The sequence below is a fragment of the Sinomonas terricola genome, assembly GCF_034931225.1.
Taxonomy (GTDB): Bacteria; Actinomycetota; Actinomycetes; order Actinomycetales; family Micrococcaceae; genus Sinomonas; species Sinomonas terricola.
In genome coordinates, this window is the sequence record NZ_JAYGGQ010000018.1 from 11,112 (window position 1) to 34,389 (window position 23,278).

Here is a 23,278-nt window from a genome sequence, read left to right on the forward strand (position 1 = left end):
AAATGCTTGTCGAGCATCGTGCCAACTCGCATTGTGTCAGCTGGGAGCGACATAATCCGCACCCGAAACGCCGGGCACGTCGAATTGGCAGAGCCGAGGCTACTTTTTGCCACCAGAGGTTGTTCCATGAGGGAACTAGACCCCCTCACCGTGGTGAAGCTTTGTCTGGGCCAGTGTCTTCACCGCTCCGGGGGTCGGCCGGCCACGGTCTGCAATCTGGGGCGCCCCTCAATTTCGCGGCTCTCGGATTCCTCGGCGCAAGTTACGAGACTCGGGAAGCGTCGTGATGCTCTGTCAGTCAACGGCTCAGATCCGTTGGCAGGTAGAGGGTGACGTTGCCGGAGTGCCCGGCTTCGTCTGGAGGCAATGCGCAAGCAGGCGTCTTTGGCGTTGGGGCGCCTGCTTGCCAACGGGCAAGGTCTTCTGGCGCTCCTCCGGTGGCCGTCAGAAGACATCGTTGGAGCCTACATGCCTGCGATGTGGGACCAGACAGTTGGGAAGATCCCAGTCTGGCGGAGCCGTACATTGAGATCACGCGTAATTGATCCTCAGCCTGCGGTCGGGCGTGTTGTCCCGTTCCTTGCGGTTAGCAAGCCCAGAGCTTGACCAAACCCCTGCAGATCGGTTGAAGACTGAGTCGGCGAGGACGTAGGTGACGAAAGGTCCTCTTAGGTTGCCCGTAAGCCGGCCCACCGCCACTCGGTGCCTGACCTGGTGTCGGTCGTTGAGATCGCTGGCTGTACGAGGCACGTAAGACCCGCATGATGAAAATGCACGCAAAGGTGCCACAACTCAAACACCTGAAGCGCGCCCAAATCTGCACGCCCAGCCATCGCGGACGCGCGTCCTGATCGCACCCCGCTGACGCCTAGCATCCGCCGAACAGGTCTTGCTATTCGGCACGATCTTCTGAATGGACGCATGCTACCGCCGGTAGGTGCTGCGCACCTGTCTCTCGCAGAGGTGAGGGAGGCGGGCGTGAGGGGCGGTGTGACGCTGTTCCGCGGGGACGGCGGGGCCGCGCGGCGGTATGTCGAAGCCGACCGCTCGCGCGCCGATGACTATTACCTCACCGACGCGGCCGTTGCCGAGTTCGTCCAGCTCGGCCGCGACGGCGAGGTCACGGCCGTCCGTGAGCTCGCCCCGGAGGCGTACGCGGCGTGGGTGGACTGGGCGCACCCGGTCACCGGGGAACGGCTGGGTGTCCCGCGCCAGGCGGGGGAGGGCCGTGGGGGATCGCCGCGCTTCGCGGAGATAGTGGTCAACGCCCCTAAGTCCCTTTCCATCGCCGCTGCCCTGCATCCGGAGGTGTCGGAAGCGCTCGATGCCGCGCAGCAGGACGCGGCAGCCGAGATCCGCCGCTGGCTCGCCGTCCATTCGGTGACGCGGGTCGGGCCGCGCGGCGCGCAGGAGGTGGTGCCGGTGGAGGAGCTGCACACTGTCGCAGTCGGGCACCGCACGAGCCGGTCGGGGGATCCGCACCGGCACATCCACCTCCAGATCGGCGCCCGGGTGCGCGCGGCCGGTGCCTGGCGTGCCCTCGACACCACTGCACTGTTCGCCCAGCAGGGCGCAATCCGCGCCCTCGGAACCACCGTGATCGCCGCCCATCCCGTGCTCGCCAAGGTGCTCCACCGGCACGGGCTGACACTGGACCCGGCTACCGGCGAGGTCGCCGAATTGCAGCCGTTCAACGCGGCGATGAGCAAGAGGGCCGCCCAGGTGGAGCGGAACCTCGCCCGCCTGACCGCCGAATGGGAGGCCGTGCACCCCGGCGAGACCCCTGGGCCGGCGGTCACCGCGAGGTTACAGGCGAAGGCGTGGGCGCACGAGCGGCCCGCGAAGAAACCGACCACCCGCTCCGAGGAGGCGACGTGGATCGCCGAACTCCGTCAGGCCGGATACGACCCCGCAACCCTGACACGCGCCGCACCGCCCGCGGTGGTTGCGCTCGACGAGCTCTCGATCGCGGAGATCGCCTCCCGCGCCCTAGACCGCTGCGCGGCCGGCGCCTCCGCTTGGACTACGCACACGGTCACCGAGCACATCACCGGCCTGCTGACCGAATATTGCGTGCGCGCAGCCGGCGACGAGCTGAGGGAGTTCATCGCGCTCGCGACCCGACTCGCGCTGGAGGACTGCTTCTCGCTCCTGCCGCCCGGCGCACCCGCACCGGAGCACGTCGCCCACCTCACGAGCGTCAGCGTGATCGGCGCCGAGACGGAGCTCCGCGACCTCCTCGCCGCCCGCGTCGCAGACGCCGAGCCCGAGCGCCCCAGTCTCGGCGGCCTCGCCCAGGCCGACGGCCTCGATCCCGACCAGCGCGAAGCGGCCGCGGCTGTTGCATCGAGGGATCCGCTCGTCGTCGTCGAGGGCGCCGCCGGTGCGGGGAAGACGACGATGCTCGCCGCCGCGATCGCCGCCTCCGAACGCGAAGGCCGTCCCGTGCGGGTGGTCGCCCCGACGAAGAAAGCAGCACAGGTCGCCGCCGAAGAACTCGACGTGCCTGCGGACTCGGTTGCAGCCCTCGTGCACGCGCACGGCTGGCGATGGAACGCCGACGGCGTATGGACCCGCCTCGCCCCCGGCGCAATCGACCCCGAGACCGGACGCAGCTACAACGGCTCGCCCGCAGCGGTACGGATCGGCCGGGGCGAGCGGATCGTTGTCGACGAGGCCGGGATGCTCGACCAGGACACCGCGCTCGCCCTGTTCACCCTCGCCAAGGAGTCGGACGCGACCGTGGCGCTGGTCGGCGACCGGGCGCAGCTTCCCTCAGTGGGCCGCGGGGGAGTGCTCGACATGGCCGCCCAGCTCCGCGGCCGCACCTGGCTGATGACCAGTGTGCACCGGTTCGCCGATCCGGCCTACGCCGACCTCACGATCGCGATGCGCGACGGCCGCGACCCTGGCGCCGTGTTCGACCAGCTCACCGCACTCGGCCTCGTCCGGATCCACGCAGACGCGGACGACGCCCAGGCGCACATCGCCGTCACCGCCCGCGATGGCGACGCGATCACCGTCGCGACCATCGAGGAAGCCACTGCCCTCAACGAGCGCATCCGCGCCCGCCGAATGGAGCAGGGCGTCGTCGACGGCACCCGCACAGCCACGGGCAGCGACCGCCTGAGCATTGGATCGGGCGACCTGATCCAGACCCGACGCAACGAAACCCGCCTCGGCGTCGCCAACCGGCAGACCTGGACCGTGCAGCAGGTCGAAGCTGACGGATCACTGTGGGCGCGCGAGACCGGCACAGGCCGACGGAGCAACACCAGCGTCCACCTCCCCGCCGACTACGTGGCAGAGCACGCGCACCTTGCCTACGCGGCGACCGCCTACGGTGCCCAGGGCGCGACTGTGACGACGTCGCACACGCTGCTCACCGACCAGACGAGCGCGGCGGCCGTCTACGTCGGCATGACCCGCGGCCGCCAGGAGAACCTGCTACACGTCGTCGCCGGGGACCCTGCGGATGCCCGGGAACAGTTCACCGCCGCGATGGGACGCGACCGCGCCGACCGCGGGCTCGCCGTCGCCACAGACCGCGCACAGGAAGCGGTTCGCAGCCTCGTCGACGACGGCCCGGCCAGGCGGGTTCGAGACGAAATCGCTGCGCTCATCGCCCGCGCCGAGGCCGCCGAGCGTAGGGCCGCCCAATGGGGACACGTCACCGACCTTCTCGTCTTACCGGGCAGACGGCTCCCGACGCCGTCCCTCAGGTCGGCAAGACTGGCCGCCATGGCCCGCGTATTCGGCGTAGAACAGGTCCGCCGAGCGGCCGGGCGCTTCGAACGCGCCAACCCAGACCGCGAAGCCCGCCATTGGGCAAAGACTGCAGAAAGCGCGCGAACCGAGGCCAAGGCGCTGAGGTCGCTGGCCCCTCGCGACGCCCTCGCCCGCATCGAGCGCACCCGGACAGCCCAGGCGCGGAAGGCCGCGGCCCGCATGGCCCAGAATGCCGAAGCCCAGCGCCCGACCATACGAGGGCACGTACCCCGCGGAGAGGCCTACGGCCCGAGCCTCTGATCGAGGCAGCGAACGTCGTGTGGCAAAGTGACCGCACCGGGGCGTGGCCCTTGTATGTGCCAAGAACTCGCTAGCGACGTCGTTCCGGGCTGGCGAAGGATCCGGCGCCGACGAGGCCCAAGTGCTCGCAGGCCAGCGCCTAAAAAATCGGCACTGGGAACATTTTGTTCCTGTTACTTGACAGTTCTTGGTCATTGGTGTCACGCTGGTGACCAGATGCACTACCGCATCTGAGGCGGCCAGCCCAAAGGGCCAGCCGCGACAAATAGGGCTACTGGCCACGTGAGAAGGAAATATCATGACCACAACTGCGACGCCCGCTGGGACGTTTAGCACATTCGGCACCCCCCTTGAGGGACGTCCCATCGCCCTCCTTGGCGTCCTTGATCCCTATAAGGAGGCCTCCGCCGCTATGACGCCGGCGGCGATGGCTAGGCTGCTCTTCATCAGCAATTTCGAAGAGACCGATCCTGAGTCGCCCGCTGCCGACCGGCACGGGTACCAGCGGCAGCCGATGAGGGAGCGGATTCCTAAGATCAGGGATTTCTACCTCAAGAAGGAGCCAACATCGCGGACAACCCCGATCATCGTCTCGGTCCGTCTGAGGGATGAAGCGGCTATTGAGCGATTCCTGGAACTCTTTGCTGCCGGCAACATCGAGGGCATCCGGCAAGAGTTCGATGAGAGCGTTATGTCCGTCGTGGACGGCCAGCACCGGTATCTCGGTCTGGTCGAAGCGTGGACAAAAGATCCTTCCTTCTGCCCGCTGGCGCCGGTCAGCCTGTATTTCGGACTGGATTTCACCGAGGAGGCCACCTTCTTCGACGTCATCAACACTGAGCAGAAGAAGCTGCCCAAGGCTCTGATCGAGATCACTAAGGCAGACGTGAGGGAGCTCGGACACGCTACCCACACACAGCGGGTCCGTCTCATTGCGACGATGCTTGCCCGTCACGAAGAATCGGTCTGGCACGGGCAGGTGAACCTGACCGGGGCGAGGGACCCGAACAAGCCTGTGACCTTTGAGGGCCTGCGGCGCTCCTCTGCTTCAATGTTTCCCAGCGAACTGCTTGGACGGTTGGAAGCAGCGGGCAAGGATGTCGACGAGGTTGCCCGCATGTACTGGGCCATGATCGCTGAGACCTGCGCTGAGGCATGGAACGAAGAATCTCGTACCCGTATCGATGAGAACGGGGACAAGGTCCCGTATACGCCCAAGTATCGAATCAAGGAACTCGTGGGAGTCGCCTCGCTGGCCAAGCTTGGTAAGGACATCATCACCAGTGCGTTGGAGCACCCGAACTTCAACGAACGAATGAAGAGCCTCGTGGGCGCACTCGCAGAAGTCGATTGGGAGAAGGTCAATCTCCAAAACGATGAGCGCAATCCGTGGATGGCCTCCCAGGCAGGGTTCGCTGGCCAGGCCGACCTCTACAAGACCCTCTATGCATGGGTCTACTACGGGAAGAAACCCCAAGGTTGACTAGTTGGAGGCCAGGAGCACCGTGCTCCTGGCCTCCAACATACGCTCCCCGAAGCGCCCGAAGGCTACTAGAATTCCGGGGCGCGGGGAGCCGAGGAGAGATCCACCGACTCACGCCTCCAGTAATGCCTGCCTGCGCCAGGATGAAGTAGGCCCGGCTCCGGTTGGCGGTGAGGGATCCTCTAACAGTGGAGGCGCCCCCGGTCCTGACGCCCCTGAAGTCTCACAACTTCAGGAATACGAGACGTCTCTCCGGTCCAAGCAATCGCCTCAACTGCCCTAGTTCAGTTTTCGCGGAATCGTGCAATTTCGGTCCGGGCCAAGATCGTCGGTGAGGATCCTGAGGTGGACCTCGGAGCGCGAACGGCTCCGGGCCGGTTGTCGTCTGTCCCGCGGCCGAGGATGAGCCATCAACCGTCGACGGGGGAGACCATGACATCGCCCCGCCGGGGCTGCCTGGTGTCGTCGCGGATACGGTTCCTTTCGTTGACGCTGACGTAGATGTAGCTGCGAAGGAGCCCGCCATGCAGTCTGCGTAGCCGGGAGCAGCGGCAGGAAGGCCACGCAGGTGGACAGCTTGGTCATCTCGGGATTGCCGACGCTAAAGCCCAGTAGGGTGCTAGCGTACGTTTTGTGGAAGAAACTCGCCCCAACCCACGCCAACGCGTGCATGAGCTTGCCAAAGAACTTGGAATGAGCTCGAACCAGGTTCTTCAGAAGCTCGCTGAACTCGGAATCCATAAGGCGAGTGCTTCCGGAGCCGTCACCGTGCAAGAAGCTCAATCACTTCGCGAATCTCTCAATACCGATGTGGAAGTCGCTCTGAGAGCGCGGGGAACCAGTACTCCCTCGGGCTGGAGTGCGAATCCTGTCAAGAGGCCCACGCACCCTGACGTCCTGAGAAATCTAAGGAGGCTTCACTCGGCATTTCCAATCAGTGAGGACCACCTAGCCTCCCTTAACCGCCTTGGGTCCCAGATTGTTTACACGGATTCCTGTCAAGTACGCGGTTACGAGGACTCCTACGTTGCACTGGTTCGATTTAGTGGAGCTATAGAGAGCGCATTCGGCATCACCCGCGAAGTCCTATTCTTCTATAGCCCACACCGCGACCTGCAAATACGTACCTTTAGGGCCGCCAAGACAGCCCTATCGGCCCTTCAACGCGACGTGACGCCGGATATGCTGTTTATGTGGTCGCCGGATGCTCGACTGACCGAGAAGCTGGGCGATTGGGCTTCGGGAAAGTTCCTCCCAATCTCATTGCAAGGACTCCATGCCGACGAACCCATCTCTTTCATCTCGCTCCTAAAGAACCACATCTTTGCACGGGATCTATTCTACGAGACCACGCCGGTTCATGGATCGGGATTTTTCGGCCGACACAGTCTCCTCCGAAGTCTCCAGGATGATATCCATAGCCAGCGGGTCGCTGGCCTTTTTGGCCTTCGAAAGGCAGGCAAGACGAGTGTTCTAAATGAACTAAAAGAGACCACGCTTGACGAGAGCCAAATCGTCATTCTTCAGGATCTTGAAAGCCTCCCGTCGCCACCGGACGACCCGATCCCAGATCTCATCGCCGACTTACGCTCAAAGCTTTTGGACGAACTCCGAACGCGGGGCCTTCGCACTCTTGACCTTGCGTCCTTGAATTACAGTTCGACGATAGGTGATTTTAAGCGAGCAATCCAGTCCACCCTGAGGGCTATGGAAAAATCGAATGTTTCCCTATGTCTTCTCCTCGACGAGATCGAATATTTGACACCTTCGGATGTCACCGACACCACTGAAGGTTCGATGACTTCGATTCCGCAATTTTTGGGGAGCCTGCGAAGTCTGGTGCAAGAGAATCGAAACTTTGTCTTTTTGGTTTCTGGCCTGACGAGTTCCGTCATCGAAACGGGTCGACTCTATTCAAGACCCAATCCATTGTTTTCATGGGCGAAGTCGTACTTGTGTAGGGCAGGTCGAGCTCGACGAGTCCGCTGCGCGCCACGGCCCGGAGGGCTTCCGGCAGTGACTCTTCTGTCGCGAGGAGCCCGATCCGCTGCATGCGGACCGGCGTCAGTTCGTCACGCCACGACATCGAACACCTCTTCGACGAGTCCCCCGGCGGCGGCCGAGGCGAGCGCCGCCCGCACCCGCCTCGCATCTGAGGCGAGCAGGGCGATGCTGCCGAGGATCGTCTCCGGTCCTTCGCGCGGCGATCTCACCCAGGCGAAGGCGTCGTCCTCGATCCGGTGCCACAGCGCTGCCTCGGCGCGCCACAGCTCGTCCGATGCCGTGACCTCGGCCAAGATCCGCCGCGGCGCTGGTGGCAAAGCCTCGCGGAGCTCATCGATGCTGTGGGCTGTCTCCCAGCGACTGCCGACCAGTCGGGCGGCTTCCTCCCTGAACGCGGGCGGGGGAGCAGTCCCCTCGAAAAGCCAGGTCTTGGCCATCAGGGTCACCACCGCCAGTTCGTGCCACGGACGCACCGCGGGAGCGACGGCGTCGAGGCGGCGCAACCACGCGAGCGTGAGCCTGTCGCGCAGAGGCAAGCCTCGGGGAGCTGAAGCCCACACGGTATGCGCGAGCTCGGTCTCAAGCTCCACGGTCGAGCCGGCCTGCCGGAGCCGGGGCCAGGCGGTGGCGAGCGTGCCGAGCTCGAATGCAGGGGGAGCAGGCCGCCCGGAGAGACGCGCGGCGTGCCCTGCGATGTTGTCTCGTTCGAAGCCTGCCGCGAGGGCGCGGGCGAGACGCGCGCCGGACGGCGGGAGCCAGCCGGCGAGAACCCGCAGCTCCCACAGCACGGCTGCTCGCGTGCCGTGGGCGGCGTCCTCGAGTGACGCCCCCGGTGCCAGGAAACGCGCGTAGACAGTGGCGCGAAGCAGGGTTACTGCGGCGGCGAGGCTGTGCTGGGCGGCGAGGTCTCGGCAGCGACCGGCGCCGAGGCGCTGCCGGGCGAGGCCGCCCGCGCGGACTGAGGCTGCCGTCCAGCCCGCGCTCACTCCTGCACCGCCTCGGCCAGGAGGGCCTCGATGATCTGGTGGACTGCAGCCGGGAGGCGCTCTCTTCCGGTTTGCGTGATCTGCTCTGCCCGAGCCTCTGCGGCGAGGACCAGCCGAGCGTCGTCTTGGGCGGAAGCGGCCAGCACGCGGTCGTAGGCGGCGCGCCGTGACGATTCACTCGTGAGCCGGGCTTGGGCGACGACCGCCTCTGCGGCTGTCCGCGCCGCGTCGAGCTCGCGCTCGGCCTGATGCCGGGCCTCCTCCACCGACGCTCGGGTGCCTTCAACGTCGGATCTGAGGCTCGCGAACGCTCGGGCGAGTTCAGCAGCCGGCCCCACTACGTCGGTGCCGGGTACGCCCGTGCGTGCGGCAGGCCCCGGCGACCCCACCGGCCGGAAGCGGTCCAGGAAGTTCGACCGGGGCATCTGCACCTCCGAGGCTCTCCGCGCGCACTGCACCCGCTAGCCCTAGTCTCGGTGGCGCCGGGCGGGGGCCCAAGGGCCGAAGGTCCCTGTGGCAGGGATCGCGGCCTCAGCTCACCGCGGGCCCTGTCGTCCGAGTGGCGTCCGATGATCCGGATCCGATGCACGTGGGTGGTGCTGCAGGAGGACCCGCCGTGTCCATGCAGGGCACCCTGTGGTCGCCGTCCGGCCATCGGGGCCGATGGGGGCGGGTGGGGCCGTTGGACTCTGGCCCGGACGGGCCCGCCCGGGCAGGGTGGTAGGCGGAACGGCCCACCAAATGGAAAGAGGGGATCCTCATGGCTCGGACAAGTGTTGTCACCGGCTCCGCCTCGGGCATCGGCAAGGCGACCAGGGAGCTGCTGGAGCTTAGGGGTGAGCGGGTCATCGGGGTGGATGTGCACGACGCGGAGGTGGTCGCCGACCTCTCGGATGCCGCGGGCCGCACGGCGCTGGTGGAGGGCGTGCGGCGTCTGAGCGGGGGCCGCATCGACGCCGTCTACGCCGTCGCCGGGCTCGCAGCCCCGACACCGGCGACCGTGGCCGTGAACTTCTTCGGCACGCTCGCCACGCTCGAGGGGCTCCGCTCGCTGCTGTCCGGCTCCCGCGCTCCGCGGGCGGTGCTGGTGTCCTCGATGGCCGCCCTGCTGCCCAGCGACGAGGACCTGGTTGCCCTGCTGGGCATTTGCGACGAGCCCGCAGCCTTGGCCCGCGCCGAGATTCTCGCCAAGGAGCCCGAGACGACCGGGGCGCTCATCTATGCATCGACCAAGCTCGCGCTCTCCCGGTGGGTCCGCCGTCAGGCCGCGACCCCGCAGTGGGCCGGTGCCGGCATTCCGCTGAACGCGGTCGCCCCCGGGATCATCGCCACCCCCATGACGGCAGAGCTGATCGCGACGGAACAAGGGCGTGAGGCCCTGCTGAAGATGGTGCCGATGCCGCTGAATGGCATCGCCGAGTCTGCCGTCGTCGCCAAGCTGCTGGCCTGGCTCGGCGGCGAGGAGAACACCCATGTGTGCGGCCAGATCGTCTACGTCGACGGCGGCAGCGACGTCGTCCTGCGCGGTGACTCCGTCTGGTGAGTCGCGCGAGCCCGGCCCTGGCCGGGCTCGCGGCCCTCGATGATGAACACACAGCCGACGCCCCCGAGGCGCCCGGCCTGCTGCCTGCGCGCTCAGGTTGCTGTGCGCCTCGCGTCGAGGTATCTGACAAGCTCCCCGACGGTCGTGACGCGGGGGTAGTCGCGTTCGGGGACGTCGACGCCGGTGGTGCCGGCGATCTGCTCGATGAGCCGGAGGAAGTCGAGGGAGTCGAGGTCGAGGTCCTGGCGCAGCCGGGCACCGTCCTCGAGGTCCCCAGGCTCCAGTTCTGGTGCGATCTGCCCGAGGGCCTCGATGACGGCGGCCCGGGCGTCCCATTCGGTCATAGCTCCTCCGGCTTCATCAGCAGTTCTTGGAGGCGTACCAGGTAGCGCCCGCCCCCGAGTCCGTCGCTCACGCGGTGGTCCGCGGCCAGCGTCGCCGTCACTGCGGGGCGCACGCCGAGCATCCCGTTCTGTGCCCACGGCCGCTCCACGACGCGGCCGATGCCGACCATAGCGACCTGGGGCGGGACGATGACGCCGAAGACGGTTTCGACGCCGAGATCGCCCAGACTCGTGACGGTGATCGTCGGGTCGGCCATCTCCGCCCGCTGGACCCGGCCCGCCCTCGCGCGGGCGACGAGGTCGCGGAGCTTCGCCATGAGCTCGTCGACGGAAAGGGTGTCTGCGTCGTGCAGCGCCGGCGCGACGAGGCCGCCTCCGCGCAGGGCGACGGCGATGCCCAAGTGGACGTGGTCGCTTGGCTGGAACGCGCCGTCGACGAAGAAGCCGTTCAGATCCGGGACCTCGCTGGCGGCGAGGGCCGCAGCCTTCAGCAGGAACGCCGCGGGCACGAGGCGCGTCGAGACGGGACGCGCGGCATTGAGCTCGAGCATCCGGGCCATCACCGGCGCGAGGTCGAGAGTAGCGCCGAGGTAGTAGTGCGGGATCGTCGCCTTGGACCGGGCCATGAGCGCAGCGATGGACGATCTCAGCGAGCCAGACCTGCTGGCGCCTCGGTGCTCGGCCCCGGGCCCGCCGGGCTGGGGTGGGACGAGCCCTACGGGGGGCGCGGGCGGCGAGGGCTCGGCGGCGGGCGGCGCCTGCGGTGTCTGTGGTGCCTGCGGTGCCGCGCGGCGCACGTCCGCTTCGGTGACGGAGCCCTGCTGTCCGGTCCCTTGGACCGTTGTGAGATCGATGCCGAGCCTGGCGGCGAGCCGCCGTGCTAGCGGCGAGGAGCGAACCCGCTGGGCGGGGGCCTCCGCACCGGCTGGGGCCGCCGTCGTCCGTGTCGCCTTCGCAGGCGGCCTTGGCGAGAGTTCGATTGGCGCCTCTGCGCCCTCGCCTTCGAGCCGGGCTATCGCCGTCCCCACGGGGACGGTCTCGCCGACGTCGACGAGCAGCTCCGCGACGACCCCGTCGTCGAAGGCTTCGACATCCATGACGGTCTTGTCGGTGTCGACGACAGCCACGAGGTCGCCTCTGTGGATGGTGTCCCCGGGCTTGACGAGCCACTCGACAATCTTGCCGTGGTCCATGTCCGCCCCTAGCGAGGGCATGCGCAGCTCAGGCACGGTGGTCCACCGCCTCTCGCGCGGCTGCGGCGACGCGCTCGATGGAGGGCAGGGCGGCCTGCTCAAGGTGCTTGGCGTACGGCATGGGCACCTCGGCCCCGCAGACGCGCACGACTGGAGCGTCGAGGTCGTAGAACGACTTCTCGGCGATCCTCGCGCTGATCTCTCCGGCGAGGCTCCCGCTGCGCCAGGCCTCGTCGACGACGACGGCGCGGTGGGTCTTGGCGACGCTCGCGAGGATGGTCTCCTCATCGAGCGGGCGGAGCGTGCGCAGGTCGATGACCTCCGCCTGGATGCCGTCGGTCGCGAGCTGCTCGGCGGCGTCGAGGGTCATCGGCAGGGTCCCGCCATAGGTGATCAGAGAGACGTCCTTCCCGGTGCGGCGCACTGCGGCGCGGTCGATGCCGACGGCGCTGGCGTCGTCGTCGAGCTCACCCTCAGCCGCGTAGAGCGAGCCGTGCTCGAAGACGAGCACGGGGTCGGGGTCCTCGAGCGCCGTCCAGAGCATACCGCGTGCGTCCTCGAGGGTGGCCGGGGCGAGGATGCGCAGTCCGGGGATGTGGGCGTACCAGCCCTCGAGGCTGTGCGAGTGCTGCGCTCCGAGCTGTCGGCCGGCACCGGTGGTCATGCGGATCACGATGGGAACGTTGAGCTGCCCGCCGGACATATGCAGGAGTGTGGCGGCGCTGTTCACGATCTGGTCGAGGGCCAGCAGGCTGAAGTTGACTGTCATGATCTCGACGATGGGGCGCATGCCGCCGAGCGCAGCACCGATGCCGGCACCGACGAATCCGCCTTCTGACAGCGGCGTGTCGCGGATGCGCTCGGGGCCGAACTCTTCCAGGAGCCCGAGGCTGACGGCATAGCATCCGCCGTAGGCGCCGACGTCCTCGCCCATGAGGAATACCCGCTCGTCGCGCAGGAGCGCGTCCCGGATGGCCGCGCGCATGGCCTCCCGGTAGGTCGTCTTCATGTCTTCGGCCCTTCGCTGTAGACGAAGCGTGCCAGCTCCTCGACCGGCTCGAGCGTTCCCGCCTCGGCGAACTCGATGGCGTCTAGGATCTCGTCGTCGGCCTCGCGCTCGAGCCGTGCCCACTCCTCATCCTCCAGGCGCCCGGCATTGGCGAGGGCGGCGCGCAAGTGTGTCAGGGGGTCGCGTTCCATCCACGCGGCGACTTCGGCCTTCGGACGGTAGCGCTCCGGGTCGAACATCGAGTGGGCGCGGAACCTATAGGTGCGCAGTTCGAGGAAGTGGGGTCCGCCGCCGGAGCGCACAGCGTCGACGGCCCGCCGCGCAGAGTCCGCGACGGCAAGGGGGTCCATTCCGTCGACGGCCCACGCGGCGACCTCGTAGGCCGCGGCCTTGAGCGCGAGGTCGGTCTGGGATTCGGAGCGCGCGAGCGCTGTGCCCATGGCGTAGAGGTTGTTCTCGCAGCAGAACAGGACCGGGAGCTGCCACAGGGCGGCGAGGTTGATGCTCTCGTGGAACTCGCCCTCGGCCATGGCCCCGTCGCCGAAGAAGCAGGCGGTCACCCGGTCCCTTCCGGAGAGCTTGTCTGCGAGGGCGAGGCCGACGGCGAGCGGCAGTCCGCCGGCGACGATTGCGTTGCCGCCGTAGAACCGGGTCGCCGCGTCGAAGAGGTGCATCGATCCGCCCCGGCCGCGGCAGCAGCCCTCGGCTCGGCCGTACATTTCGGCCATGAGCTTCCGTGCGGGGACGCCCCGGAGCAGCGCGTGGCCGTGCTCGCGGTAGGTGGCCACGACGGCATCCTCGGGGGAGAGCGCGGACATCACGCCGGCTGCGACGGCCTCCTCGCCGATGTACACGTGCAGGAACCCGCGGATTTTGGCCTCGGTGTAGAGACGCACGCAGGCCTCCTCGAGGCGCCGGATCCGCAGCATGTCCCGCAGTAGGGCCAGGGCGGGGCCTGGGTTGTCGGCGAGACGGGCGGCCGGGTGCGCGGTGATGCTCATGACCTTTCCTCCAAGGTGGACGTGTCGCCTTCGGGCAGGCCCAGCTCGCGGGCCTTGAGCAGGCGGCGCAGGACCTTTCCGCTGCGCGTGTGCGGGAGGGCGTCGACGAAGTCCAGGGAGCGCGGCGCCACAGCCGCGCCGAGGCGCTTGCGGGCGAAGCCTATGAGCTCGAGCCGCAGCTGGTCCGCCGGCTGCCAGCCGGCGCGCAGCTCAACGAAGGCCTTGACGGCCTCGCCCGCCACTGGGTCCGGGACGCCGATGACTCCTGCTTCGGCCACGGCGGGGTGCTCCATGAGCGTGCTCTCCACCTCGAACGGCCCGATGAGGTGGCCCGAGGATTTGATGACGTCGTCGCCGCGGCCGACGAACCAGAAATACCCCTCCTCGTCCCGCGTGGCGAGGTCCCCGCTGAGGTACCAGCCGCCGGCGAAGCACTTCCGGTAGCGCTCGTCCTCGTTGAGGTAGCCCCGGAACATCGAGGGCCAGCCCGGCCGCAGCGCGAGCTCACCGACCACGCCTGGTTCGGCGAGGACCACCACGCCGTCCTGCCGGACCGGACGCTCGTCGGGGCCGCGCAGCACGATCGCCGCGTCGACGCCCGGCAGCGGCTTGCCCATGGACCCCGGCCGGATGTCCATCGCGGCGTAGTTGGCGATCATGATCCCGCCGGTTTCGGTCTGCCACCAGTTGTCGTGGACAGGAAGTCCGAGGGCCTCCTGCCCCCAGAGGACGACCTCGGGGTTGAGCGGTTCTCCGACACTGGCAACGAAGCGCAGCGCGCTGAGGTCGTGACCAGCGGCCCGCTCCGCGCCGGCCTTCATGAGCATGCGCAGGGCCGTGGGGGCGGTGTACCAGACGCTGACCCGCTGCTGCCCGAGGATGCCGTACCAGCGGTCGGCTTCCAGCTCTTCCTCATCCACCACGACTGTGACCCCATGGACGAGCGGGGCGATAATGCCGTACGACGTCCCCGTGACCCAGCCGGGATCAGCCGTGCACCAGTAGACGTCTTCGGGATGCAGGTCTAGGGCGTACCGCCCGGTGGCCCAATGGGCTACGACGGCCTCATGGACGTGCACCGCCCCCTTCGGCGTGCCGGTCGTCCCACTGGTGAAATGCAAGAGCGCCGGGTCCTCGGGACGCGTCGGGGCCGGTCCCTCGACCGGTTCGGCGGCGCGCATGAGCTCGGCGAGATCGAGCGTGCCCGGCTCCGGCGCACCGTCCGCGTCGACGAGTAGCACGTGACGCAACTCAGGCAGGTTCGCCCGCAAGGCAGCGACCTTCTTCCGGTACTGCGCCCGGGTCGTCACGAGGACGCGGCCCTCCCCGAGCTGGAGACGCTGCCGGACCGGATCGGGCCCGAAGGCCGAGAACAATGGACAGAAGACACTCCCCGCCATGAGTGTCCCCAGAACGGCGGCGTAGAGCTCGGGGATCCGGCCCGCGAGCGAGAAGACGCGTTCCCCGCGCCCCACGCCGAGGCCGCGGAGCACGCCCGCAAAGCGTGCGGCCAGCTCAGAAATCTGTCGGTAGGTCAGCGCCCGGATCGTCCCGTCGGATCCGACGAATCGCAGAGCGTCGTGGTCGGCTAAAGGCCCTGCGGCGTGCCGCCCGACGGCTTCGTGCGCGATGTTCAGGCCACCCCCGGGAAGGCCGGAAAGCATGGCCCTTGCGGACTCCCACGTGAAAGCAGCCCGTTCTGACTCGTAGTCGGCCAGATTCGGGTGTACCCGGAGGATACGGGCATCCTTGCGGATCGGTGGCCAATGGGCGATCTGTGGAGTTCCAGCCCTCACACGTCCATGACATCCCTGCGGCACTGGGAGGGCCTAGTGCCAAAGGTCACGGGAAGATACTTCCCCCACGGTGGCGGCTAAGGTCGGACCTTCTTCGGTCCTGAATCAAGCCGCCTTTCGATCGGTTCGCGTTACCTCGTGGGATGTTGCCCGGCCGTATGTCTGGGCCGAGACTTGGGGTACGGCAGGGAGGCCGGCGTGGCAGAGCAGTGTTGATTGCCGGGTTCCGCCGTCCGGGTCTTGAACTGGAGTCTGGAGGATCCATGAGTTTGCTCGAGCAAGTTCAGGTGGGCATGTCGGTGATCGACGCAGACGGCGATGAGCTCGGAAAAGTCGAGTTCGTGAGGGCGCCCGACCCGAAATCAGCCGCCTTCGAGGAGCGAGTGGCGTCGATTCACGGCCTGATTGGCCTGGGAATTGGGTCGATCGTCGGAATCGAGCCCAAAGTTCCTCCGGAAATGGCTCTCCGGTTCTTCCGAAAGGGGTACCTCAAGATTGCCGCGCCGCATTTCTGGGCTGAGAACTATTATGCGGCCGGCGACGCGATCGAGAGGGTCGAAGGGCGGACGGTCTACCTATCGCTTAACCGCCACGGGCTCGATGCTCAAGAATGATCGCAGACGGGTGCCGGACCTCTCCCGTCGTCCACGCGCCTACGTCCGCGACAGCTGGAAGCAATGGGATGCGCCGGGCTCGAGCAGTATCTCTTCCTCGCTGACACAGATCCGCACGGCCTCGGCGTCGGCTGCGGCGGAGGTGACCCGTAGGGCGCCGGCCTCGAGGTCGACGTCGAGGAGTTGGTCCCGGTACCGCACTCGGAACCGCACAGAACGCAACTCCTTGGGCATGCGCGGCGAGAAGATGAGCGCGTCTCGAGTGAGGCGCAGCCCGGCGAAGGTGCGCTGGACGACGTCGATGGTTCCTGCCATCGCTCCGAGGTGGACACCTGCGCGGGTCGTGCCGCCCTGCGTGTCGTCGAGGTCGGCGTCGAGCGCCTCCCGGAACGTCTCCCATGCGCGTTCGGGGTCCATCCCGGCGAGTACGGAAGCGTGGGCCACGCGGCTCAGAGTCGAGCCGTGCGCCGTCCGGGCGAGATAGTACTCCACGGTCCGGGAAACCTGCTGCGGCGTGACGGTGTAGCCGAGCCGGCCGAGGAACGCGATGAGCTCCTCCTGGCCGAGCAGATAGAGGAGCATGAGGGCGTCCGCCTGTTTGGCCAGCTTGTACCGGTTGGGGCTGTCGCCTTCCGATTCGAGGATCAGGTCGAGGCGCTCGATGTTGTGGTATCTGTCCCGGTAGGCGTCCCAGTCGAGGTCCGCGAGGTGCCCGTAGCCCGCGAACTGGCTGATGATCCCGTCGCCGTGGAAGGGCACCGTCATCCTGCGGCTCAAATGCTCCCAGCGTTCGGGCTCCGACGGCCGGATTCGGAGCCTCTCCATGAGGTCACTGCGGTCGTGCCCCTGCACAAGCTCGAGGATGTGGCAGGCCTGAAGGCAGACCCATGCGGCCATGACGTTGGTGTAGGCGTTGTCGTCAAAGCCAGGTTCAGGCCGGTCGGGGTAGCCGGTGTGATACTCGTCCGGCCCCATGACCCCGCGCACGTGAAAGCGGTCCGCCCCGGCGTCGTGCTCCGCCATTGAGGCAAACAGCCTGGCCACCTCGATGACGAGCTCGGCCCTGCCGGAGCAGCCAATACCGATCCCTGGTCGCCTCGAAGTACTGCCAGGCGTTGAACGCGATCGCCAGGCCTACGTGCCGTTGGAGACGCGAATAGTCCTGCAGCCAGTGCCCTGACCGGCGGTTGAAGATCCAACGCGGGGTCTCCTCACGTCCATCGCTTCCGCTCTGCCACGGGAACAGGGCGCCTTCGAGACCCTGCTCCGCGGCCGCGCGCCGCGCGGCTGGGAGCCGGCGCCCGCGATAGGCGATGAGAGAGCGGGCGACGGCGGGAATCCGCGAGGTGAGCAGGGGCAGGACGAAAAGCTCGTCCCAGAAGACGTGCCCGCGGTACCCCTCGCCATGCAGCCCACGGGCCGGGACCCCCACGTCCAGATCCGCGACGAACGGCGCGAGGGTCTGGAGCAGGTGGAACACGTGCAGATTCATGACGAGCTGGACATGTGGTGCCGCGTCAAGCTCAACGGCGAAGAGCCTCCGGATCCTCTCCCATGTCGCCGAGTGTTCGGCCAGGAGCTCATCGAAATCTGCGCGCCCCCGCTCGAGGACGGCTACCGCGCCCGTCCGGGCCGAGGAAACCGCCCGCTCGCGACGTCGCGAACGTGGCGATCTTTGTGACCCGCACGGGGACGTCGGCTTGGAGCCTGAGGACGAACTGACGGTAATGCAGGCCCCCGATGCGGCCTGTCGAGGTCTCGGCCGGCTCCTGCCCGTCGACCGAGTTCCTCAGGGCGACGGCGATGCGGACGTGGCTCTGGGTGGTCTCTGCCTCGGCGACGACGTCTGCAACCGCGCCCTCGACGGCGGCCGCGTCGGCGCCGTCGTCTTCAGGTGGGCTCACATCGCGAAGGTGCCGCCGCGCGAGGAGGGCGTCTTCGAGCACATTCTCGTTGGCGACGTCGAGGTCCACTCCGCTGCGGATCGTCACCTCCCCGCTCCACCCCTCCGCGGTCAAGGTCGTCTCGAGCCCCATGAGGCGCGCTTGGTCCATGGACACGAAGCGCCGCTGACGCACGCGAAGGCGCCTGTCGCCGTCGTCCTCGATCACCGCCTCGCGCACGAGGACGGCCGAGCGCAGGTCCAGCACGCGCCGCTCCTCGCGCAGGGAAAGCCCGCCCTGCGACCACCACGAGCCGCCCTCGAGCCGCACGTCAAGATGCAGCCAGTTGGGCGCGTTGACCATGTGCTCGTCCTCGGTTTCCTGGTCCTGGACGAGGTTGACGACCCGGTTGTAGACCCCGCCGAGGTACGTGCCAGGGTAGCCCGCGCCACCCCGGCCGCTCTCGGGGGCCGCCCCACGCACGCCGATGTAGCCGTTGCCGAGCGTGGTGAGCGCCTCGCGGTGGCCCTCGTGGCCAGGGTCGAAGCCCTCGTAGACGAGAGTCCAAGGATCGGCGAGCACGAGCCCGAGGTCGAGCTCGCCGACGTCGTTGAGGACAACGTCGGCCCCGGCGGCTTCGAGCTTGGCCCTGGCGCCTGTGCGGTCGATGCCCACGACGAGTCCGAAGCCGCCCCGACGTGCCGCCTCCACGCCCGCCGCGGCGTCTTCGATGACGACGGCGCGCTCTGGCGTGACCCCGAGCCGGCGTGCGGCCTCGAGGAAGAGCGCGGGCTCCGGCTTGCCGGGCAGCCCCAGTCTTGCGGCTTCGACGCCGTCAAGGACGACGTCGAACGCGCCCTCGAGGTGCGCCGCCGCGAGAACGCTGCTGGCGTTCCGGCTCGCGGTCGCGAGGACGACGGGCACGTGCCCCGCGCGGAGGCGGTCCAAGAGATCGACGGTCTCGGGGAAGACCGAGACGCCGGATGATGCGAGGCGATCGCGGAACAGCTGGTTCTTGAGCGCGCCGAGGCCAAAGGCCGTCCACTCCCCGGGTCGGTCGGAGGCATCGCCGCGCTCGAGCTGGATGCCACGTGCGCCGAGAAACGTCAGGACGCCGTCCTCTCGGGGCCGGCCGTCGACGTAGCGCAGGTAGTCGTCACGCCGGAACGGAGAGGTGTTCGCACCCTCCGGGACCCGCGCATCGTGAAGCACCGAGCCGAACAGCTCGCGCCACGCGGCCTCATGCACGGCAGCCGCGTCGGTGACAACGCCGTCGAGGTCGAAGAACACGGCGTCGAACGGCGGCCGGGCGGCCTCCAGCGTTGGGGAACGGGTCATGGCACAGAGCTACCAGCGCAAGGCCATTCCCGCCAGAGCCGAAGACGACTCTGCGCCTCTGATTCCTCCCTTCTGTCCCCTCCAAGCTGGACATGTCGGGCGCGTCGGCAAGAACATGCTCGTGCTCTGGGCCGGTACCGCAGATTTCGTGGGCGGGAGCAGGTAACGTGGCTGTTCGTGGAGACCGGTGTGCCCTCAACGGGAAATCTGAGCCACGACGCCTGCTGGGAGCTGCTGGCGGCCGGGATCGTGGGCCGGCTCGCCCTGGTAGTCGATGGACACCCGGAGATCTTTCCGGTGAACTACGTCCTGGAGCGAGGGAGCATCGTCTTCCGGACGGCAAGAGGTGCAAAACTCTGGGAGGCGGAGGCCGACGAGCCGGCCGCGTTCGAGATCGATGGCTACGATCCCCGCCAAGAAGAGGCCTGGAGCGTCGTGGCGAAGGGCGGCCTGGCGGTCATCAGCAGCCAGGAGGAGAAGGATGCCGCCGATGCACTTCACCTCGAGCCGTGGCAGCCCGGAGTCAAAGGCCACTACATCCGATTGACACCCCGGGCCCTGACCGGGCGCCGTTTCAAGGTCAATAGGCCAGATCTATGGAACACCCGCGCGAACGATGCGCGGCGCTCATCCTTCGAATAGCCGGGCACGAGGCTCTTCGGCAGACGGTCCGCACCCGTGCGTTATAGGACCGGGTACCCAGTTGCCCCGCAACGACTGGAAGGGCCCCACACCAGGGGACCTATGGCACTACCGTCGCCCGGCGTCCGACGGTTCGATGGATGCGATGGCAGCGCCCCTCGGGGCTGTCGCCCTAAACGAGCGGCGGAAACTGTCAGCAGGCATCAGCCGATAGGGGAATCTTCCATGGCAGAGCGCATCCTCTACACCCGCAATGACGGCAGGTGGGGGTGGCGGCTTGAGGAGGACAACGGCCGGATCATCGCCATCGACGGCGGTCAGGGCTATGAGTCTGAATCCACGGCGCGCGAGATGGCAGACATGATCGTCGGCGGGCACTTCAAGGGTGCCAAGAAGATGATCATCAAGGGTATCGGCCCCGAGCGGCTTGAGCCACAGGCAGCGACAGGGAGCACAGCGCTCTAGCTGCGCCGATGCCTGGCCCGGCGAGCCGCGCTCCACGCAAAGTAGCCGCCCAGGCCCCCGAGGGCAGCGAGGCCTGTTCGCATGAAGGGCGCGCGCCAGCCGGTCCACCGCTCCCGGTCCATGGACACGAGGTCGCCGACCCCGCGGATGAAGGCCGCCGCGATGACCCCAGCGACCACCCGGTCGCCGATCCGCTCCGCACGGCTCATGAGCGGCTCGAGCTCCTCGGCCCGCAGGCGCACCTCGAGCCCACCCGAATCCACGATCCGGACGAGCCCGTTCAGCAGATGGGGGAGGTCCTCCACGAGGTCGATTGCCTCGAGGCCCGCGTCGCGGAGATCATGCAGGAAGGCCTGAGGGGAGTGCCGTTCGAGGAACAGCACGAGGACGTACGGCCGGAGCGCCTGGCTGAGCCGGAACTTCGGGTCCAGGACCCGCCCGAGGCCCTCCGCCATCACGACCATCTTCGAGATCACAGCCACTTCGGCGGGCATCTGCAGCCGGTGCGCGCGAATCACCGCGAGGAGCCGCTGGGCCAGGCGGGAGATGTTCAGATCCTGCAGATCAGTTCGGTCGTAGAGCGAGATGAAGCCGGCCACGTCGTCCGCGAGACTCGGCACGTCCGCTTCACGCGGTGACGTGGACATGTCCATGAGCGCCCGCGCGAGGCGGCGCGGGTCTTTCCTCCCGAGCGCCAGGAGCAGCCGGCCGAGTTGGTCGTGGAGCTGCTCGTCGATCTCCCCGACCATGCCGAAGTCGATGAGCGCGATCGCGCCGTCAGGCTGGACGAACATGTTCCCCGGGTGTGGGTCCGCGTGGAAGAAGCCGTCCTGGAAGACCATCTGGGCGAGGACGCCCGCAGCGTTGACCGCGAGGGCCGCACGGTCGAAACCGGCGGCATCGAGGGCCGCGATGTCGTTGATCTTGAGCCCCTCGACCCGCTCGAGCGTGAGGACACGTGAGGTCGTCGTGGCCCAGAACACGCGGGGGATGCGGACCCGGGCATCGCCCTCGAAGTTCGCCGCGAAGCGCTCGGCGTTGCGGCCCTCCTGGAGGTAGTCGAGCTCGGCGAGGATGGTGCGGCCGAACTGTTCCACGAGGCCTACGACGTTGTAGTCGGCGGCAGCGGTCCACTGCCGGCTCGCGTGGGCTGCGAGGTTCCGCAGAATCTCGAGGTCCTCACGGATGCGGTCGACCGCACCCGGCTTGCGTACCTTGACGACAACGCGTGTCCCGTCCGGAAGCTGCGCCCCGTGGACCTGGCCGATCGACGCACTTGCGATGGGCTCGTCGTCGAACGTTGCGAACGCCTCGCCGGCGTCGATCCCGAGTTCTTCGCGGACGACGGCGCGGATCGCCTCGGCGCCCACTGGTGGTGCCGCGTCCTGCAGCTTGGCGAGCTCTGTCTGGTACTGCTCGGGGAGGAGGTCCGGCCTGGTCGAGAGGATCTGACCGAGTTTCATGAACGTCGGACCGAGCTCCTCGAGGGCGAGTCGCAGGTGCACAGCGCCTCCGGCGGTGCGGTCGACCCCGACGCCCAGGAGTGCCGCGGGTGCCCAGCGGTCGAGGCCGGTGGCGTGCAGGAGGTGGCCCATGCCGTGGCGGGTCAGGACCTCCGCGATCTGCGCGTACCGGGCGGTTCGGCTCCCGGACACTCCGAAGACCATGATGCTTCCTCTCTGGGAAGTAAGCCGGCGCGCCCGTCCGTCGCCGCCAAACAGCCGAGCCCGACGCGCGCGGCAGCGAGCGATTCGGGCTCTCCATGCAGGAGAGGATACCGCCCGAATGGCACCAGGGAGAGGATGCCGACCCCTGGTGGTCGGTCGCCTGCCGTCAGGTTGGCCGCGCCTCTGGTCGCCGTCTGCGTGCGAGGGAAGAATGGAGCAACGAGACCGGAAGGTGGCCCGGTCCACGAACGAACGGAGGGCCCCGTGGGCGAGCTTCCGGTGCACGACGTGGGGGACTCCGCGCGGCTTCGCTCGCTCTACAAGGCGCGGGTCGGCGTCGTCGATTTCGTGACTGTCCCCGAGATGACGTTTGCCGTCGTGCGGGGGAGCGGAGACCCAGAGGGGACCGCCTTCTCCTCAGCGGTGCAGGCGTTGTACTCGGTGAGCTACACGGCTCATTTCATCGTGAAGAAGCGATCGGGGGAAGTCACACGGGTCATGCCATTGGAGGCGCTCTGGTGGTTTGACGGCATCGGGCAGGCCGAGGGCGCGGGCGCGCTCACGAACATGGCCGGCGTCGACCGGTCGGCGTGGCACTGGCAGGCGATGATCGCGCAGCCCGAGCCCGTTACCGCCGAGGTCGTGGAGCAGGCGATTGAAGACTGCCGCCCGAAGCACCTCGCCGCTCTCGATGAGCTGCGTTGTGAGCGCTGGGCAGAGGGGCAGTGTGCGCAGACTCTTCATGTCGGACCCTATGCGGACGAGGCGCCCACCATTGATCGCCTCCACGCCGCGATCGCGGAGGCCGGCCTGAGGCCCCGCGGGGCGCATCATGAGATCTATCTGGGGGATCCTCGCCGCAGCGCCCCCGAGAAGCTGCGCACGCTCCTCCGTCAACCCGTGGAGCCCATCGGGGAGAGAGCGCCCTGACCACTCGGTGGCGGGCCCACCATAGGGACCTTCGTCCTGACTACTCCCAGTAGGCCTTAGGACCCATGTTGGGCCGATTCCGCGGTGGTTCCATGGTGGTGTCGGGCGAAGGCACCGTCGGAAAGCGTCGGGGCACGTCGGAACCGTCTTCGGGAGTGGTTCGCATGGTGAAGATCCGCAAGATCTCCAAGCGAGGCGTCACAGCGAAGTACGTCGGCGGCCGTTTCATCGTCGTTCGTGGCGGGACTGCTGAAGTCGTCGATTCGGGCCATCGGCCCGAAGGGGACCTCGAGATCATGGAGGCCCTCCAAATGATTCTCAGGCACTACTGACGTCGTCCCCGGTGTCCAC

18 protein-coding genes and 2 pseudogenes are annotated in these 23,278 nt (G+C 67.7%); 9 read left to right on the forward strand and 11 right to left on the reverse strand.

Going from position 1 to position 23,278, the window contains the following annotated elements; translation table 11 throughout:
- Positions 1 to 978: 978 nt before the first annotated feature.
- The 3 genes and pseudogenes from mobF to SPF06_RS22185 form a co-directional block, all read left to right on the forward strand.
- The gene (mobF, locus tag SPF06_RS19050) at positions 979 to 4,029 is read left to right on the forward strand and encodes a MobF family relaxase (RefSeq protein ID WP_323280734.1); all 3,051 of its coding nucleotides are present in this window, start codon (positions 979 to 981) and stop codon (positions 4,027 to 4,029) included.
- 298 nt (positions 4,030 to 4,327) lie between these two features.
- Positions 4,328 to 5,512: a DGQHR domain-containing protein gene (locus tag SPF06_RS19055; RefSeq protein WP_323280735.1), complete on the forward strand. Its 1,185-nt coding sequence runs from the start codon at positions 4,328 to 4,330 to the stop codon at positions 5,510 to 5,512.
- A gap of 666 nt (positions 5,513 to 6,178) precedes the next feature.
- Positions 6,179 to 6,307: pseudogene (locus tag SPF06_RS22185) on the forward strand (translation initiation factor IF-2 N-terminal domain-containing protein); the annotation flags it as partial.
- A gap of 1,277 nt (positions 6,308 to 7,584) precedes the next feature.
- Here SPF06_RS22185 and SPF06_RS19060 read toward each other — a convergent pair.
- Together SPF06_RS19060 and SPF06_RS19065 are read right to left on the reverse strand one after the other, a co-directional pair.
- A complete protein-coding gene (locus tag SPF06_RS19060; protein WP_323280736.1) occupies positions 7,585 to 8,502 on the reverse strand; it encodes a hypothetical protein in 918 nt (305 codons plus the stop codon).
- Positions 8,499 to 8,927, reverse strand: a complete 429-nt coding sequence (locus SPF06_RS19065; RefSeq protein ID WP_323280737.1) for a hypothetical protein — start codon at positions 8,925 to 8,927, stop codon at positions 8,499 to 8,501. The genes SPF06_RS19060 and SPF06_RS19065 overlap by 4 nt, the downstream gene beginning before the upstream one ends.
- A gap of 335 nt (positions 8,928 to 9,262) precedes the next feature.
- Between SPF06_RS19065 and SPF06_RS19070 the strand changes: the two genes are divergently transcribed.
- Complete coding sequence (locus SPF06_RS19070) at positions 9,263 to 10,045, forward strand: SDR family oxidoreductase (RefSeq protein ID WP_323280738.1); 783 nt, start codon at positions 9,263 to 9,265, stop codon at positions 10,043 to 10,045.
- A 92-nt stretch (positions 10,046 to 10,137) separates the two neighbouring features.
- Here SPF06_RS19070 and SPF06_RS19075 read toward each other — a convergent pair whose 3' ends face one another.
- Genes SPF06_RS19075 through acsA form a run of 5 tightly spaced genes read right to left on the reverse strand, consistent with a single transcriptional unit; the run spans position 10,138 to position 15,388 of the window.
- A complete protein-coding gene (locus SPF06_RS19075) occupies positions 10,138 to 10,389 on the reverse strand; it encodes a phosphopantetheine-binding protein (protein WP_323280739.1) in 252 nt (83 codons plus the stop codon).
- Positions 10,386 to 11,618 (reverse strand): dihydrolipoamide acetyltransferase family protein, encoded by a 1,233-nt coding sequence (locus tag SPF06_RS19080; protein WP_323280740.1) that lies wholly within the window; start codon positions 11,616 to 11,618, stop codon positions 10,386 to 10,388. Before SPF06_RS19080 ends, SPF06_RS19075 begins: the two co-directional genes overlap by 4 nt.
- Complete coding sequence (locus SPF06_RS19085; protein ID WP_323280741.1) at positions 11,611 to 12,591, reverse strand: alpha-ketoacid dehydrogenase subunit beta; 981 nt, start codon at positions 12,589 to 12,591, stop codon at positions 11,611 to 11,613. Before SPF06_RS19085 ends, SPF06_RS19080 begins: the two co-directional genes overlap by 8 nt.
- Positions 12,588 to 13,592 (reverse strand): pyruvate dehydrogenase (acetyl-transferring) E1 component subunit alpha, encoded by a 1,005-nt coding sequence (pdhA, locus tag SPF06_RS19090; protein ID WP_323280742.1) that lies wholly within the window; start codon positions 13,590 to 13,592, stop codon positions 12,588 to 12,590. The genes SPF06_RS19085 and pdhA overlap by 4 nt, the downstream gene beginning before the upstream one ends.
- Positions 13,589 to 15,388, reverse strand: coding sequence for an acetate--CoA ligase (acsA, locus tag SPF06_RS19095; protein WP_428985803.1), 1,800 nt, complete (start codon positions 15,386 to 15,388; stop codon positions 13,589 to 13,591). Before acsA ends, pdhA begins: the two co-directional genes overlap by 4 nt.
- 263 nt (positions 15,389 to 15,651) lie before the next feature.
- Between acsA and SPF06_RS19100 the strand changes: the two genes are divergently transcribed.
- Positions 15,652 to 16,002, forward strand: a complete 351-nt coding sequence (locus SPF06_RS19100) for a hypothetical protein (RefSeq protein ID WP_323280743.1) — start codon at positions 15,652 to 15,654, stop codon at positions 16,000 to 16,002.
- Between the two features lie 39 nt (positions 16,003 to 16,041).
- Here the strand turns inward: SPF06_RS19100 and SPF06_RS19105 are convergent, their stop codons facing one another.
- The 3 genes and pseudogenes from SPF06_RS19105 to SPF06_RS19115 all read right to left on the reverse strand — a co-directional run bounded on the left by SPF06_RS19105 (position 16,042) and on the right by SPF06_RS19115 (position 19,223).
- Positions 16,042 to 16,317, reverse strand: a complete 276-nt coding sequence (locus tag SPF06_RS19105) for a glycosyl hydrolase family 65 domain-containing protein (RefSeq protein WP_323280807.1) — start codon at positions 16,315 to 16,317, stop codon at positions 16,042 to 16,044.
- Between the two features lie 45 nt (positions 16,318 to 16,362).
- Positions 16,363 to 17,494: pseudogene (locus SPF06_RS19110) on the reverse strand (glycoside hydrolase family 65 protein); the annotation flags it as partial.
- 88 nt (positions 17,495 to 17,582) lie between these two features.
- Positions 17,583 to 19,223 carry an HAD-IA family hydrolase gene (locus SPF06_RS19115; protein ID WP_323280744.1) on the reverse strand — a complete coding sequence of 547 codons (1,641 nt, stop codon included), beginning with the start codon at positions 19,221 to 19,223 and terminating at the stop codon, positions 17,583 to 17,585.
- A 177-nt stretch (positions 19,224 to 19,400) separates the two neighbouring features.
- On the opposite strand from SPF06_RS19115, the gene SPF06_RS19120 reads away from it, so the two are divergent.
- Complete coding sequence (locus SPF06_RS19120; protein WP_323280745.1) at positions 19,401 to 19,865, forward strand: pyridoxamine 5'-phosphate oxidase family protein; 465 nt, start codon at positions 19,401 to 19,403, stop codon at positions 19,863 to 19,865.
- Positions 19,866 to 20,090: 225 nt separating this feature from the next.
- Entirely contained in the window at positions 20,091 to 20,330 is a 240-nt protein-coding gene (locus SPF06_RS19125; protein WP_323280746.1) for a DUF1508 domain-containing protein, read from the forward strand.
- Here SPF06_RS19125 and SPF06_RS19130 read toward each other — a convergent pair.
- The gene (locus SPF06_RS19130) at positions 20,327 to 21,997 is read right to left on the reverse strand and encodes an ABC1 kinase family protein (RefSeq protein ID WP_323280747.1); all 1,671 of its coding nucleotides are present in this window, start codon (positions 21,995 to 21,997) and stop codon (positions 20,327 to 20,329) included. The two genes, SPF06_RS19125 and SPF06_RS19130, sit on opposite strands and share 4 nt — an antisense overlap.
- 264 nt (positions 21,998 to 22,261) lie before the next feature.
- On the opposite strand from SPF06_RS19130, the gene SPF06_RS19135 reads away from it, so the two are divergent.
- Positions 22,262 to 22,927: a GyrI-like domain-containing protein gene (locus tag SPF06_RS19135; RefSeq protein WP_323280748.1), complete on the forward strand. Its 666-nt coding sequence runs from the start codon at positions 22,262 to 22,264 to the stop codon at positions 22,925 to 22,927.
- Positions 22,928 to 23,091: 164 nt separating this feature from the next.
- On the forward strand, positions 23,092 to 23,259 hold the full coding sequence (locus tag SPF06_RS19140; protein WP_323280749.1) for a hypothetical protein: 168 nt from the start codon (positions 23,092 to 23,094) through the stop codon (positions 23,257 to 23,259).
- Positions 23,260 to 23,278: the final 19 nt, after the last annotated feature.